This window comes from Candidatus Methylomirabilota bacterium (assembly GCA_035764725.1).
In the GTDB taxonomy this organism is placed as follows: Bacteria; Methylomirabilota; Methylomirabilia; order Rokubacteriales; family CSP1-6; genus DASRWT01.
Map to the genome: position 1 here is coordinate 24,015 of DASTYT010000097.1, position 15,740 is coordinate 39,754.

The 15,740-nt window shown below is 68.7% G+C and carries 11 protein-coding genes; 6 read left to right on the top strand and 5 right to left on the bottom strand.

The genetic code is table 11. The features are described 5' to 3' along the window. Positions 1-171: 171 nt before the first annotated feature. Together VFX14_15220 and VFX14_15225 are read right to left on the bottom strand one after the other, a co-directional pair. Positions 172-513 (bottom strand): metalloregulator ArsR/SmtB family transcription factor, encoded by a 342-nt coding sequence (locus VFX14_15220; GenBank protein HEU5191034.1) that lies wholly within the window; start codon positions 511-513, stop codon positions 172-174. Beyond that, the gene (locus VFX14_15225) at positions 513-1,832 is read right to left on the bottom strand and encodes a rhodanese-like domain-containing protein (protein ID HEU5191035.1); all 1,320 of its coding nucleotides are present in this window, start codon (positions 1,830-1,832) and stop codon (positions 513-515) included. Before VFX14_15225 ends, VFX14_15220 begins: the two co-directional genes overlap by 1 nt. Positions 1,833-2,463: 631 nt before the next feature. Between VFX14_15225 and VFX14_15230 the strand changes: the two genes are divergently transcribed. The 5 genes from VFX14_15230 (at position 2,464) to VFX14_15250 (ending at position 11,274) form a co-directional block, all read left to right on the top strand. Continuing rightward, positions 2,464-5,667, top strand: coding sequence for an efflux RND transporter permease subunit (locus VFX14_15230; protein HEU5191036.1), 3,204 nt, complete (start codon positions 2,464-2,466; stop codon positions 5,665-5,667). Next, positions 5,664-7,085, top strand: coding sequence for an efflux RND transporter periplasmic adaptor subunit (locus VFX14_15235; GenBank protein HEU5191037.1), 1,422 nt, complete (start codon positions 5,664-5,666; stop codon positions 7,083-7,085). Before VFX14_15230 ends, VFX14_15235 begins: the two co-directional genes overlap by 4 nt. After that, complete coding sequence (locus VFX14_15240) at positions 7,072-8,436, top strand: TolC family protein (GenBank protein HEU5191038.1); 1,365 nt, start codon at positions 7,072-7,074, stop codon at positions 8,434-8,436. Before VFX14_15235 ends, VFX14_15240 begins: the two co-directional genes overlap by 14 nt. A 30-nt stretch (positions 8,437-8,466) precedes the next feature. Next, positions 8,467-8,799 carry a hypothetical protein gene (locus VFX14_15245; protein HEU5191039.1) on the top strand — a complete coding sequence of 111 codons (333 nt, stop codon included), beginning with the start codon at positions 8,467-8,469 and terminating at the stop codon, positions 8,797-8,799. 138 nt (positions 8,800-8,937) lie between these two features. After that, positions 8,938-11,274, top strand: a complete 2,337-nt coding sequence (locus tag VFX14_15250; protein HEU5191040.1) for a heavy metal translocating P-type ATPase — start codon at positions 8,938-8,940, stop codon at positions 11,272-11,274. A 4-nt stretch (positions 11,275-11,278) separates the two neighbouring features. Here VFX14_15250 and hpnR read toward each other — a convergent pair whose 3' ends face one another. Next, entirely contained in the window at positions 11,279-12,808 is a 1,530-nt protein-coding gene (hpnR, locus tag VFX14_15255; protein HEU5191041.1) for a hopanoid C-3 methylase HpnR, read from the bottom strand. A gap of 125 nt (positions 12,809-12,933) precedes the next feature. Next, on the bottom strand, positions 12,934-14,436 hold the full coding sequence (locus VFX14_15260) for a 4-hydroxyphenylacetate 3-hydroxylase N-terminal domain-containing protein (protein ID HEU5191042.1): 1,503 nt from the start codon (positions 14,434-14,436) through the stop codon (positions 12,934-12,936). A 64-nt stretch (positions 14,437-14,500) separates the two neighbouring features. On the opposite strand from VFX14_15260, the gene VFX14_15265 reads away from it, so the two are divergent. Then, positions 14,501-15,391 carry a dienelactone hydrolase family protein gene (locus VFX14_15265; GenBank protein ID HEU5191043.1) on the top strand — a complete coding sequence of 297 codons (891 nt, stop codon included), beginning with the start codon at positions 14,501-14,503 and terminating at the stop codon, positions 15,389-15,391. An 80-nt stretch (positions 15,392-15,471) separates the two neighbouring features. Here VFX14_15265 and VFX14_15270 read toward each other — a convergent pair whose 3' ends face one another. Continuing rightward, a complete protein-coding gene (locus tag VFX14_15270) occupies positions 15,472-15,732 on the bottom strand; it encodes a hypothetical protein (protein HEU5191044.1) in 261 nt (86 codons plus the stop codon). Between the last annotated feature and the right edge of the window lie 8 nt (positions 15,733-15,740).

The window sequence follows — 15,740 nt, forward strand, 5'->3', positions numbered from 1 at the left end:
CCTGACCGCGATGGTGCTGAAATCCATCGCATTCTCAAGTGGGTCCCTCGAGTGTTCGAGCATCGAGCGTGCCACTCTCGTAAGGAACCAAATATGTGGGTTCTCGCGAATCTGCAGGGCGCGCCTGCATACCCTCGCGAGAGATTACCGAGTCCTAGCGGAGGCGGCGGGTCAGGACGCCAGGTGGGCGCGCACCGCCTCGTGCCGGTCGGCCAGGGCCCCGCAGACTAGCCGGCAGAGGGACTGGAGCGTCGGGTCCGCGATGCGGTAGCGGGTGAAGAGGCCGTCGCGCCGCCGGGCGACAAGCCCCTGCTCGAGGAGCAACGCGAGGTGCTTGCTGGCATTGGCCTGCGCGGTGTCCGTCTCGGCACAGAGCTCCTGCACCGTGCGCTCGCGGCCGAACAGCGCCTGGAGAAGCGCCAGGCGCGTCGGATCCGCGAGCGCGCGGAAGCGTTGAGCGACCAGCTCGAGCGCCTCGCGTGACAGCGGTGCCTGGGCGCGGGGGCGGGCCATCAGTGCTCCCGCCCGGTCGGCGCCGCGCAGGTAGAGGTAGCCGGCGCGGCGCAGCTTGACGTGGTCGCCGCGCCCGCGGCGCATGTCGAGCTCTCGCCGGCCGGGAGACCGAGCGGCCGGTTCCACGGCATCCTCATGAGCACGTGCGCGAGGCCGCAGGTGCCCGTCGCCCCGGCGAAGGTGAGGCCCGCGCCGAAGAAGGCGGAGATCCCGAGGAACCACGGGTTCACCAGGGTGCCCAGCGCGACGCCGGTCAGCACCATGCTGCCCGCGATGAGCTGAACCTGCCGGTCCACGGGCAGACGCTTGCGGCCGACCTTGAGGGGCAGCTTGGCGCCGCGCCACGCAAGCACGCCGCCTTCGAGCACGCGTGACCGGTGGCCGGCGCGGCCGAGCGCCTCGGCGGCGATGGTGGCCCGCACGCCGGTGCGGCACACGACGACCAGCTCGGCCTGCTCGGGGAGCGCGTGCAGGTTCGCGTCGAGCGTCTCGAGCGGCATGCTGAGGGAGCCCTCGATCCGCTCCCCCTCGAACTCGATGGGGCTTCGCACGTCGACGATCACCGGCGCCGAGCCCTGCTCGCGCAGGGCCTGCAGCTCGATGGGGGTGATCGTGGCGGCGTCGGCCTCCCCGAGATTGTGACGCAGGATGGCGGGCATGTTCGCGGGCGGCGCCGCCTTCGACGACATGCGTGTCACGAGGGTTGCGCGATCCCGCTCACGCAGCAGGGCGTTGTCGGCCTTCTCCGCGCCGATGGTCGTCTCGGGCCGCCCGATGTAGTCGTGGCCCGGGTGCACGACAGTGGCGTCGGGCAGGGCCTCGAAGGCCCGGAAGGTGTCGAAGAGATCGGAGGCGCTGCCGCCCATGAAGTCCGTGCGGCCCGCGCCACCCACGAAAAGAGCGTCACCGGTGAAGAGATGGCCCTCCGCGAGCAACGCGAGGGAATCGGGGGTGTGACCAGGCGCGTCGAGCACGGTGAGGGTGGTGCCCCCCAGCTCGATGCGCGAGCCCCCGGCGATCCGCTGCGCCGGCCCCTTGAGCTTGGACGTCGCGTGGGCCAGCACGCTGGCGCCCGTGCGCTGGGCGAGCTTGCGAACACCGGAGAGATGGTCCGCGTGGGTGTGCGTGTCGAGCACATGCGTCAGCCGGAGCCCCCGGTCGGTCAGCGCCTGCACGAGCAGGTCGACCTGGTCGAGGCGCGGGTCGAGCGCGAGGGCGCTCCGGCTCGCCTCGTCCGCGATCAGGTAGGCGACACAGCCTTCCGGGCTTCGGAAGGCCTGGACTGTGACGGCGGCGGCAGCGACGGTGGCAGTGGGCATGGCGTCCTCCCTTGGCGAGAGAATATAACTAGTTAGGCATATAGTCAAGAGGTGATTCTCTTTCGGGCTCGGGTGGGGCGTGGGGAACCCACCGGGGGCGCCGCTGCCTCGGCGCGGCCCCGGAGGGGCCAACATCGTCCCGGCGCTCATCCTCCATGTTTTCGACTGCTTGTCGGTAGCGGGCGATTCGCTCCGAGCCTGGCACTGGTCTTGCCTATCTCCTCGTGATAAGAGACAGACCATGCGCAGCGACGTGGTGAGGCGATCGTGGGGCGATGCAGCGATAGGCGGCGCCCTCGCGTTGCTTATCCTGGTTGGAGCGGTTTGCTGCTTGGACCACGACAGCCCGGACCCGGGTGACATGGACCACCACGTCATGTCCATGGGACTTTGCTCCGTGATCGTCATTTCACTTCCCGGGCTGGGCCTGGGAGCTCTCGTGCTGGTCGGTCTGATTTCGACTCTTCGCCTGGAAACTCTCCTCGCGGTCCCGCTCACGGTTCCGAAGCCCCCTCCTCGGCTCGTCCGCTCCTCGTAGCGCCTGACGTCCGATCTCCGTTCGCCGGGTCCTAGGCAGGCCCTGCCCACGGAGGAGCGCGCGGGGCCCTCATCTTTCTCTCGAGGAGGGAGTATGCCGTCGGAAGGGCACGAATCCGTTCACGGTCGGGGCAACATCAGTCGGTGGTCGATCGAGCACCCCTACACCGTCATCGCCTTCTACCTCGGCGTGGCAGTGCTCGCCGTGCTGGTGATCGGCTTTCAGATGCCACGCCGGATGATGCCGTATGTCGAGAGCCCCATCGTGGGCGTCGTGTCGATGATGCCGGGTCTCTCGGCCGAGGAGATGGAGATCTACTTCTCCAAGCCCATCGAGGAACGGATGGTGGACCTCAAGAATGTCCACTTCGTGCGCTCTACGTCTCAGGAAGCCTTCTCCATCGTGAGCGTCGAGTTCTGGTACGGGACGGACATGAAGAAGGCCCTCTTCGACGTCCAGTCGCTGATGAACGTAGTCCAGGCCGACCTGCCGATGACCGGCGCCAACCTCAAGCCTTCCTGGGTGCTGGCCATCGACCCGCTGAACATCCCCGTGTTGACGCTGGCCGTCAGGGGCGACGGGTATGACCCCGTCCAGCTCCGGACCCTTGTCGAGAACGAAATCGTGAATCGGCTGAAGGTCGTCAAGGACGTGTATTCGGTGGTGCCGTTCGGCGGGCAGAAGCTGCAGATGCAGGTGGTGGTCGATCGCGACCGGCTGGCCGCGTACAAGCTGACGCCGCTCGATGTTCGGAATGCCCTCGACACGCAGAACGTGTCGCGGCCGGCCGGCACGCTGACCCACGGGGATCGCGAGACCCTGGTGCGCAGCGACTTCCGCGCCCGCGGACCGGAGGAGATCGCCGCCTATCCGATCGCCAGCATGGACGGCCGCTCGGTGTACCTGCGCGACGTCGCGGAAGTCATGGAGACGCCGCGCGAGCAGCGAAGCTTGTACCGGCTCAACGGCAAGCCGGCGGTCGAGATCTCCATCGTCCAGCAGCCGGATGCGAGCTCCGTTCGCGTGATCGAGGGTGTCAAGGCGAAGCTCGAAGAGATCCAGGGGGACTTTCCGCGCCTGTCCTTCGAGGTGGCCTACGACAATTCCACCTTCGTGGGCTTTCTCATGGAGAACATGGTCGAGGAGCTGGCGCTGGCGGTCCTCCTCACCGGGCTCGTGGTGCTCTTCTTTCTCGGCAACGTGCGTGGCACGCTCATCTCCGTCATCACCATCCCAGTGTCTCTCGGCATGGCCCTTCTCGCCATGGTTCCGCTCGGGATGACGCTCAATAGCTCGACCCTGATCGGCCTCCTCCTGTCCATCGGCCGGCTCGTCGACGACTCGATCATCGACCTCCACTCGATCGAGCGGCATCTGCGGATGGGCAAGTCGCCGAAGGAGGCCACGGTCGACGGCATCACCGAGGTCCGCCTGGCGGTGCTCGCGATCACCTTCATGCTCTGCGTGGCACTCCTGCCCCTGGCCTTTTCCGGCGGCATCGTCCAGTTCATGTTCGAGGGCATCGTCTGGGCCATCATCCTGGCCCTCCTGTCCTCGGCCCTGGTGTCCTTCACCCTGACCGCGCTGCTGGCCGCCAACCTGTTGCGCCCCCATCACGAGGGGGCGGCCAAGCGGCGAAGCCTGCTCGAGCGGCGGGTGCTCGACCCCTCCCAGCGATTCCTCGATCGGGTTGAAGCTCGCTACCAGGGGAGCCTCGGCTGGGCCATCCGGAACCGGTTCACCGTGTTCGCCGCGGCCGCCGCCGTCGTCCTCGTCGGCGTGGCCCTCTACCCGCGCATCGGCAGCGAAATGATGCCGCTGGCGGACGTGTCCCAGGCCTTCGTCCAGCTCGAGGCGACCCCGGGCACGTCATTTGCGCGCACGGCAGAGATCGCCGGTCAGATCGAGCAGCTCCTGCTGAAGCAGCCGGAGATCGTCAAGGTGTCCGCCGAGATCGGCTTCGAGCCCGGCGGCACGTACTTCACCGGCTACAGCATGGGCTCGGTGAACTCCGCATTCATGATGCTCACGCTCGTCGACTCCTCGAAGCGCAAGCGGGACATCTGGCAGGTGATGGACGGGGTCCGGGACGCCGCGCTACGAACCATACCCGGCATCCGACGCCTCACCATCAAGGAGATGGGCGCCGACGTCATGGCTTCGAGCGCCGCGCCCGTCCAGGTGATCCTCTTCGGGACCGATCTCGAGAGGCTCTCGGCGCTCGGCGAGCAGGCGGGGAAGCTGGCCGAGGGCATCCCCGGCTTTCACCAGGTCACCACGTCCTGGTCGCAGAGCCTGCCCCAGTTCCACGTCGTCGTGGATCGCGCCCGCGCCCAGGAGATCGGACTCACCGTCGGCGAGGTGGCCGATCAGACCTACTACGCGCTCAAGGGCGGCCTCACCAGCGAGTTCTACCGCCTGGACAACAAGCGCCAGTTCACCGTCCTGGTTCGCTATCGGGAGGACCAGCGACGCGACCGGGCCGACCTGGAGCAGGTGAAGGTCGTGGGGAAGAAGGGCGAAGTCGTGCCTCTCAATTCGGTGGCGCGGGTGGAGGAGCGCTTGGGCCCCACCCTCATCGAGCACGATAACTTTCGCCGGGTGGTCTCCGTTCTCGGCTACTACCGCAAGGGCGGGCCGCCGAGCATGGACCTGTCCATGGACCTGTTGATGGCAACCCATGGAAAGCTCGAGCTCCCTCCCGGCTACGGCGTCGAGCTGCGCGGGGATATGACCCAGATGGAGGAATCCTTCCAGCGGCTGCTCCGCGGGCTCTACCTTGCCGTCATCTTCATGTTCCTGCTCCTGGTCGCGCAGTTCCGGAGCCTGATCGAGCCGTTCAACATGATGTTTTCGCTTTCCTTGATGCTCACCGGCATCCTGGGCGGACTCCTGCTGGCGCACCAGACCTTCTCCACCGTTTCCATCCTCGCGGTGGTGATCCTCACCGGGATGATGATGACCGTCGCGGTCCTCATGATCGACCTCGTCCTGCGGCTGCGCGCGGAGGGCATGCCGCGCGATGAAGCGATCCTGACGGCGGCGCCCATCCGGCTGCGGCCCATCGTGATGACCTCGCTCATCAGCATCGTGGTACTGACGCCCGTGGCCTTCTTCCCGAGGACGGGGATCGACGCCTACGCGCCCCTGGCCACCGTTTCCATCGGCGGGCTGGCCGTCGGCACGGTGCTCGCCCTCTACGTGGTGCCGGTGCTCCACACCTATACCGACGATCTGGCCAACCGTGCTCGCGCCGCCGTGCGCCGGTGGCGCCGTAGAGAGAGGGAGGCGCCATGAGCTCACGTGCGGGGAGCGGGTCGGCGGTTCTCAAGGTCGTGATGCTGGTCGTGCTGATTGCCGTAGGCTCGTGGGCTGTCCGCGCGAACCTCAAGCCGGATCGTCCGGCGATGGACGTGAGCATGCGGGTGACGTCGGGCAACACGCCCTTCCCGGTGTCCCTCGCGGCGGTCGAGCGTGGCCCCATCGTCGGGACGGTCGTGTACACGGGGAGCGTGGCGCCGTTCAACGAGGAAGACGTCTTTCCACGGGTTACCGGCCGCATCGTCGAGATGCCCGTCTATCCGGGCGATGCGGTGCGGCCGGGTCAGGTGGTCGCGCGGCTCGACAGCGTGGAGCTCTCGAGCCGCGTGCGGGAGGCCGAGGCGGCGCTGGCCACAGCTCAGGCGAGTCGAGCGCAGATGGAGGCCGACCTGGTCGCGGCGCGGTACACGGTGGCCCAGATGGAGAAGGAGCTCGCCATGGTCGACGCCGACCTGAGCTACGCGCGTTCCCAGGTCGCCCGCACCGAACGCCTCTACAACACCGGCGCCGTCTCCCGACAGGAGTACGAGAGCGACCGGGCGCTGGCAGCATCCACCGGCGCCAAACGCGATGCCGCCGCTGCCAAGCTCGAGCAAGCCCGGGCGAGCGAGATCGCGGCACGGAAGAAGCTCGAGGCGGCGGACTCCATGGTCTCGCAGAGCCAGGCGGTTTTGCGCACCGCGACCATAGTTCGCGACTACGTGGAGATCACCACGCCCAACGCGGGCTACGTGGTGAAGCGTCTCGTGGCGCCGGGCGTCCTCGTCCAGCCCGGGATGGCCATCCTCAAGGTCGCCCAGGTGGATCGCGTCCGGCTTCAAGCCAACGTCGGGGAGAAGGACGTGGCGTCCATCCGGGTCGGCTCGCCGGTGACGGTGACGACGACGGCCGCCGGCCAGCCTCCCATCGTCGCGCGCGTCACCGCGGTCTTCCCCTTCGTGGACCAGGGACCGCGGACGGCGGTGGTTGAGGCCCTCGTGAACAATCCCGGCCGCCGGTTCCTGCCGGGCCAGTACGTGAGCATGCAGTTCGTGACCGGCGAGCGAAAACAGGCGCTCACGGTTCCCCGCGGGGCGGTTAGCCGAATGGGCGGGAAGGGGACGATATGGGTGGTGAAGGATGGACGGGCCGAGCCCCAGCCGGTGACCACCGGGCTGGAAGGCCCCGAGCGGGTGGAGATCTCCCAGGGGCTCACGGGGGACGAACGGATCGTCCTCCGTGGTCACGAGGGGCTCTATGCCGGCGCGCGGGTCAGCGAGGCCTCGGGCGCCGCAACGGGCAGTCCGGACGAGTCCGGTTCGCAGAAGACGATGCCGGACATGCCCGGGATGCCGGGCATGAAAGGCGCAGACCCGGTCGCCACGCCAAAGGAGGGGGATCATGTCGGCCATTAGGGTCGCTGAGAGCCGTCTTGCTTGCTACCTTTCCGCCGGCGGGATGACGATCGCCGTGCTGCTGCTCGTCGTCTCCGTCGCCGCCCAGCCGCTGCCGCGGATCGAGGGCCCATTGACGGTCGACCAGGCGGTGGACCTCGCGCGAGCGAGGAATCTGCGGCTCAAGGCCGCGAACGCCGACGCGCGCGTGATGGATTCCATGCGCCGCGAAGCCCTGGCGCCCTTCTGGCCGCAACTCTCCGCCAACGGCTATTTCAATGACCAGCGGATGGCGCCGAACGTGTTCACCTCCGTCGGAAACACCATGGCCCGTAACTACCAGGTCTTCAATGCGGATCAGACCAAGGACGCCAACTTTACCGCCATGTACCCCCTCTTCTCCGGGGGCCGCGACTACTACGGGTACCAGGCGGCGGCCCGGCGAGCCGAGGCGGGAGAGGAGATGCGGCGGGGGACAGAGGTCGACGTGGCGATGCAGGCGCGGCTCGACTACATTGCCGCGCTCCGCGAAGGCGAGAATCTGCGCGTGACCGGCGATCTGGTGCGCGGCATCGTGGAACGCCTGCGGGTAAGCCGAGAAGCCTTCGAGGCCGGCCGCGTCCCACGCTTCTACCTACTGCGGGATGAGGCCGAGCACGCCAACGCCATCCAGATGGAAGCCATGGCGCAAAGTCGGACGGAGCAGGCGCTGGTCGCGCTCAAGACGACCCTTGGCGTGGACCTCTCCTCGCCGATCACGCTGACCGATCGGCTGGAGTACGCCCCAGTATCCGTGTTCGTCGACGAGGGGATCCGGCAGGCGAGCGAGGCCCACCCCGAGATCAAGGCTGTCATCAAACAGCGGGAGGCGGCGCAGGCCGAGGTGCGCTCCGCTTACGGCAACTATTTCCCGCAGGTGGGGCTGAGCTACATGTACGACGGCCAGTGGCTCAAGAACCGAAATGAAAACTCCACGACGGCGAACGGACATTCCGTCGGTGTCGTGGTGACGCTGCCGCTCTTCGACGGGTTTCTCCGCGAGAACGCGCTGAAGACGGCCAAGGCCAAGCTCGAGCGGGCCGAGCACGCCGAAGGGCTAATGCGCCAGCAGATCGCCCGAGACGTCAACCAGGCCGCCCTGATGCTGCGGGCGGCCCAGAAGAGCGTGGAGGCCAGCGAGAAGGGTCTCACGCAGGCGGAAGAGGAGTTCCGCGTCGTCAAGGAGCGTTTCGAGAGCGGGCGGGGGATACAGCTCGAGATCCTGGACGCGCAGGTGAGCGTCACCCGCGCACGGTTCAACTCGGTCTCGTCGCTCGCCGAGTTCAACAGCGCCCTGGCCATGTGGCTCAGGGCGACGGGCCGGGTCCGCTGACCCTGGCAATCATCAACCACGGAGGACGACATGAACCGAGCAGGCCGCATTCTTGCTGGAGCTCTGGTGTTGACCTTCGTCATCGGCGCCACGGCATGGGGCGAGCAGAAGGTGACGATCACGCGGGAGGAGAACAAACCGAAGAACGTCGACGTCAAGGTCGGCGAGGACGTGCGCTTCATCAACTTTTCGGCGCAGACGGCCCACGTGTGGTTCGGCGGGGAGGACGCGCCGCGGTTCTTCGTGCCTGCCGGCAGCGGGGGCGCCAAGGTGAAGTTCGAGAAGCCCGGCACCTACGAGTATTCGGTGCACATCACGGGTGGCAAGGTCCACGCCCACACGGGAAGCGTGGTCGTGAAGTAAGCGGCGAACCGACAGCAGGAGGGGGCACAACGGCGTGTCACAATTGCTAGCGCAGGAGGTGGCGATGCGTGCGAGGAGAAGTGCCCTGGTCGGATGGCTGGGCGGGTTGGCGTCCGGCCGCGTCGTAGGATGGATCCCATGACGAGCCATTCCGAGCACCGGCATAGCCATGCCCCGCGGGCGACGATGGCGAAGGATCCCGTGTGCGGCATGAACGTGACACCAGGAGAGGCCGGCGGAGGCCACGCGGAGCATGCCGGACGGACTTACTGGTTTTGCTCGGCGTCGTGCCGGCAAAAGTTCACCGCCGATCCCGGCCGGTACATGGGTGCGCCCCCGCCTGCCGCCCCGCCGCCGGCCGACGAGCGCATCTACACCTGCCCGATGCACCCCGAGATCCGACAGAAAGGGCCGGGGACGTGCCCGAAGTGCGGCATGGCGCTCGAGCCGGTCGACGTGAGCGTGGAGGAGGGCCCGAGCGCCGAGCTCGCCGACATGACCCGGCGATTCTGGGTGAGCCTGGCTCTGACGGTGCCGGTTTTCCTGATCGCCAGCGGCGAGATGCTGACTCCGCGTCTCGTCGCACTCGTGAGCGGGTCGGCGCGGCTCTGGACCCAGCTCGTCCTCAGCGCGCTCGTGGTCCTCTGGGGCGGGTGGCCGTTCTTCGTCCGCGGCTGGCACTCCGTGGTGTCGCGCAGCCTCAACATGTTCACGCTGATCGCCCTGGGCACCGGGGCCGCGTTCGCCTACAGCGTCATCGCGGTTCTTGTACCGGACGCGCTGCCGCACGGCTTGCGTCACGATGGGCTGCCGCCAGTCTATTTCGAGGCAGCCGCCGTGATCACCACGCTCGTGCTGCTCGGCCAGGTGCTGGAGCTCCGGGCGCGGAGCGCCACCTCCGGCGCCATCCGCGCGCTGCTGGGGCTCGCCCCGAAGACGGCGCGGCGGGTGCGGCCCGACGGGGTGGAGGAGGACGTGCCCCTCGGCCACGTCCGGGTGAGCGATCGCCTGCGTGTACGGCCGGGCGAGCGCGTGCCCGTGGACGGCGTGGTGCTGGAAGGCCGGAGCGCGGTGGACGAGTCCATGATGACAGGGGAGTCGATCCCGGTGGAAAAGGGCTCGGGTGGTCGCGTCACGGGCGGGACAGTGAACGGCACGGGCAGCTTCGTGATGCGCGCGGAGCGGGTCGGCGCCGATACCCTCCTCGCACAAATCGTCCGGCTGGTCGCCGAGGCCCAGCGGAGCCGCGCCCCCATACAGCGCCTGGCCGATCTCGTCTCCGCCTGGTTCGTCCCGGCCGTCGTGGTGGTCGCGGTCGTGACCGCGGTGGTCTGGGCGACGGTCGGCCCCGAGCCGCGGCTGGCCTATGGCCTGGTCAATGCGGTGGCGGTGCTCATCATCGCGTGTCCCTGCGCGCTGGGACTTGCCACACCGATGTCGATCATGGTCGGCACCGGCCGGGGCGCGCAGGCGGGTGCGCTCATCAAGAACGCCGAGGCGCTCGAGACGATGGAGCGCGTCGACACGGCGGTGATCGACAAGACGGGGACTCTGACCGAAGGCAAGCCGCGCCTGGTGTCGATGGTCGCCGCCGGTGGGCTGACCGAGGGCGACCTGCTCGCGCTGGCCGCGGGCCTCGAGCGAGAGAGCGAGCATCCGCTCGCCGACGCCATCCTGGCTGGCGCGGCCGAGCGTGGCGTGGTGCCCATCCCCGTGGCGGATTTCCGCTCCCTGACTGGTCGCGGCGTCACCGCGCGCGCCGGCGGCCGTCGCGTGGGGCTCGGCAATCAGCGACTGCTCGCGGAGCTCGGGGCAGAACCCGGGCCGCTGGCCGCGCGGGCCGAGGCGCTCCGCGCGGATGGCCAGACCGTCGTCTACTTGGTCACGGACGGCGGCGTGGGCGGCCTGCTCGGCGTGGCCGACCCCATCAAGGCCACCACGCCGGAGGCCGTTCGCGCGCTCCAGGCGGAAGGACTCCGCGTCGTGATGCTGACCGGGGACAGTCGGCTCACCGCCGAGGCAGTCGCCAAGCGGGTAGGTTTGGACGAGGTGCTGGCGGAGGTGCTGCCGGAGCAGAAAGCGGATGTCGTGCGCCGGCTGCAGGGAGAAGGGCGCATCGTCGCGATGGCCGGCGACGGGGTCAACGACGCGCCGGCGCTGGCCCAGGCGCACGTGGGCATCGCGATGGGGACCGGCACCGACGTCGCCATGGAGAGCGCCGGCGTCACCCTCGTGAAGGGCGATCTCCGTGGCATCGTGCGGGTCCGGCGGCTCTCGCGGGCGACGATGCGCAACATTCGCCAGAACCTCATCTGGGCCTTCATCTACAACGTGCTCGGCGTGCCACTGGCGGCCGGCGTGCTCTACCCGGCCTTCGGCCTCCTGCTGAGCCCGGTCGTGGCGAGTGCCGCGATGACCTTCAGCTCCGTGTCGGTGATCGCCAACGCGCTCCGGCTACGCCGCGTGGCGTTGTAGCCCGCTACGGAGCAGCGCCCTCGGGGCGGGCGGCGACCGGGGAGTGGGCGTCGCGAGCGGCCCCGTTCGTCGGCGCATGGATGTAGAGGTCGCCGGGGCGGGGCCGCGGCCCGCTCAGGACGGCGGGCGGGCGCATCGCGTAGGTGACCGGGCGGGCGTGGTCGCCGTACTGCCGGTCGGCGTTGTAAACGCGGCTGAACTTCCAGATGCTCTTGATGAAGTTAGTCTGCCCGTGGGCGAGGTGGCCGAGCATGATGCGGGCCGCGCCCCGCAGCGCCGACCAGCCCAGATGCTTGCGGTTGATCACGGCCTGGGTGCTCACGAGCTCCTCGTAGAACTTCCGCAGCGGCAGGCGCGTCGGCACCACCGCGTGCTGCACGTCGAACAGCCGGTAGTCGAAGGTCGTCAGCCGGCGGGAATCGGTGAACCAGATCTCCGTGCCCGGGTACGGCGTGGTGACGGTGAGGTGGACGATTTCGGGCACGCTCAGCGCCCACTCGCGCACGAGCGCGAACTGCCGCTCATCCCAGTCCGGATCGGCGATGATGTTCACCGCGACGGTGAGGTCCAGCTCGCGAGCGACCTCGAGGGCGCGGAAGTTGTCGTTGGGTGTGATGCGCTTGCGGTGGGCCTTGAGCGTCTCCTCGTCGATCGCTTCCAGCCCCAGGAACATGTAGGTGAGACCGAGGCGCTTCCAGTAGGCGAAGAGCTCGCGGTTCCGCAGGAGCACGTCGCAGCGGGTCTCGAGGTAATACTCCTTGCGCACCCCGCGGCGCTCGATCTCCTGGCCGATGGCGTAGCCGTGCTCGGGGTGGACGAAGGCGACGTCGTCCACCAGGAACACGTTCGGCTCCTGGATGCGCGCCAGATCCTCGGCGGCCGCCTCCGCCGAGACCTTGCGGTAGCTCCGGCTGTAGAAGGTCCACGCGCTGCAAAACGAGCAGTCCCACGGACAGCCCCGCGTGAGCTCGGCGGAGGCGCACGGATCGAGGACGCCAATGAAGTACTTCCGCCGCCGCCGGGTGAGGTCACGCGCGGGCAGGAAGCGGTCGAGATCGTCGAGCAAGGTCGGCGCGGGGCCGGCGCCGTGACGCGTGACGATGCCGGGCAGCGTCTCGAGCCGGCGGTCGCCACGCGCTTCGAGCACCCGTGGCGTGATGACCTCGCCCTCCCCCCGGACGATGCAGTCGAGGGCGCTCCCCGCATGGTCCAGCACCTCGGGCGCGATGAAGGAGACGCTGTGGCCTCCCGCGAAGATGAGCGCCTCGGGCCGGCGCCGGCGCGTCTCGCGCGCGAGGTCGATCACCTCGGGCACGTTGGCGAGATAGTTGACGGAGAACCCCACCGCGTCGGGCCGGAAGCTCTCCATCTCCCGCATGAGGTCCGCGTGCGTGAAGATCTGCAGATCCACCAGCCGGACGTCGTGTCCGGCGGCGCGCACGGCGGCGGCGACCCGTTCGAGGCCGAGCGGCTCGAGGCGGAGGTAGATCTCGGAATACATCAGGGGACTGGGATGGACGAGCAGCACGCGCATGAAATGTCCTCCGCTTGTTGCGGCTGGCCGACATTGTACCGGACGGTGCAACTCCCGTCGCCGAGACAATGTGGAGCGGAGGGAGAACTACTAGGATCTATGAGTTACGGGGCGCTCCGAAGCCGTCAGTATTCGCCCAGCAGGCGCTCCACCATCGCCTTCGCCGCCGCCCAGTCGTAGGAGCGGAACATGCGGCGATTCACCACCGGCTGGGCGGCGGAGTAGAACATCTCGTACTGGAGCTGACGGCCACCGTACTCGGTGCCGATCAGATCCCAGATGAGGCGCAGCAGCTTCACCCGGTCGCGCGCGGACGCCACCGTGGACCGATAGTAGCGCTCGGTGGCGGGCCGCGTGTCCTCGGCGAAGAAGGCCGCTTCGGATGACGGCAGCGTTTGGAACGCGCCGCCCGCCAGCTCGCGAATCGTCTTGTAGATGTCGCCGATGAGCCGGCGCTGGAGGCTCATGCCCGCGTAGATGTACTGAGGATGGGGGCGCGCGTAGCCCTCGCTGATCAGCGGGAAGCGCTCCGCCGCTTTCACGAGCCCGTCGAAGGCGGCGCAGAAGGCGGCGAGGTCGCCGCCGAGCGTGGCCTGGGTGGTCGGATCGCCCTCGCCGTGACCCACCTCCACGAGCTTCAGCGCGAGCCCGGCCAAGAGCTCGAGCTTCACGCCGAAGCGCACCAGCGACTGGAAGTTGGCGGTGGTGTGGGCGGGCGACTCGTGGAACTGCGCGGTCACCAGATCCACGTCCCCCTTCACGAAGACGTGCTCCCAGGGCACGAAGACGTCGTCGAACACCACCGTGGTGTCGACCTCGTCATAGCGGGACGAGAGCGGGTAGTCGTACACGCTCGTGGCCAGCGTGGCGTACGGACGGCGCGGCAGCAGCCGCAGCCCCGGCGCATTGACCGGCAGCACGAGCGAGATGGCGTAGTCCGTGTCGCCGGGCGCCAGCGGCGTGATGTAGCTCACGTAGAGCCAGTTCGCCATGGTCACCGAGGTGGCAATGGAGTGGGCGCCGCGGATCACGATGCCCGCGTCCCTCTCCTTCACGACGCCGGTGTGCAGGAACGGCTCGGGATGCTTGTGGGCGGGGGTCGAGCGGTCGATCTGGGGCGGCACGATGGCGTAGGCGACGTAGAGATCCTCGTCACGCGCCTTTTCGTAGAAGCGCACCACGTTGTCACCGAACTGCCGGCCGCCGCGGTCGAAGAGCTGGCGCCACCCGGCGAAGGCGGTGAGCACGGAGCCGACGTGATCGGGCGTACGCCCCATGAGGCCATAGGAGCCCTCCGCCCAGAAGCGGTGCACGGCGCGCCGGCGGCCGAGGTCCTCCGCGGTGCGGGGGATGAGCCACATGGCGCCGGTGCGCCGGCCGCTGGCGGGATCGACGCAGGTGTTGATCTCCGGCGCCTCGCGCGCGGCGTCGTAACGCTCGGCGACGCGCTTCGCCGACTCCGCGAAGGCCGGATGCGTCGTGACATCGGCGACGCGCGCGCCGTCGAGGAAGACGGCGCGCCCGTCCCGCAGGCTCGCCAGGTAGTCCTTCCCCGTGCGCATGCCGAAACCCTCGCACACGCGGTGGGCGCGGGCAAGGGACGCAAAGCTCACCGACACGGGGCGCATGAGTTGTGTAGTCTCCTCCTGGAGCGGACGTGACGTGCGCATCGACAACCAGGAGACCAGGACCATGGAGCGATGGACGGCGCGCGAATTCGACCAGGAGCTGCTGAACCTCTTCGATCTCTACGTGCACGGCGACATCGACAGGCGCGGCTTCCTCGAGCGCGCGGCGAAGTTCGCGGTGGGCGGGATGACCGCGGCCGGGCTGCTCGATGCGCTGAGCCCGCGTTTCGCGGAGGCGCAGCAGGTGGCCAAGGACGACCAGCGGCTGCGCACCGAATGGATCGACTACGAGTCACCGCAGGGCACCGGCAAGGTGCGCGCGTATCTGGCGCGGCCGGAGTCGGCCACGGGCAAGCTGCCGGGCATCCTCGTGATCCACGAGAATCGCGGGCTCAACCCGCACATCGAGGACATCACGCGCCGCCTCGCGCTGGACAAGTTTGTGGCCCTGGCGCCCGACGCGCTGACGCCGTTCGGTGGCTATCCGGGCGACGAGGACAAGGCGCGTGAGGCGTTCGCCAAGCTCGACCAGGCCAAGATGCGCGAGGATCTCGTGGCCGGCGCGGGTGTGCTCAAGGCGCGGCCCGAGTGCACGGGGAAGATCGGCGTCGTGGGTTTCTGCTGGGGCGGCACGATGGCGAACATGCTGGCGACCCGGCTGCCCGACCTCGCCGCCGCAGTGCCGTTCTATGGAGGGCAGCCCGCAGCGGCGGACGCGGCGCGGATCAAGGCCCCGCTCCTCATCCACTACGCCGACAACGACGACCGGATCAACTCGGGCTGGCCCGCCTACGAGGCCGCGCTCAAGGCCAGTGGGGTCGCCTACACCATGTACCGCTATCCGGGCACCGAGCATGGCTTCAACAACGACACGACCCCGCGCTACGATCGGGCGGCCGCGGGGCTGGCCTGGCAGCGCACGGTGGAGTTTTTCAACAAGAATCTCCGCGGCTGAGTCGCACCCGCGTACACTGCGGGCTTCTCCGGGGCCTGGAGCCGTGCGGCAGGCAGCTCCCGGCCCTTCGTTCGGAGGGGCTAGCCGGCGAGCGAGCGCGCCCGGCGGCGCAGCCAGACCCTGACGAGCACGCCCGTCATGACCGCGGCGCCCACCACCTGGGCGATGTCGATGAGGAGATACGCCCAGCTCACGGCGAGCTCTCCGCTGACCCACGCGGCGGTGAAGCCGGCGGCGACGCCGAGCACCGCGATGAGCGCGGCCTTGAGCCACACGGGCCGCATGGCGTCAGTGGCGAGCCCGAGCACGATGCCGCTGAGAACCGGGAATACCTCTTCCATGAGCAAGC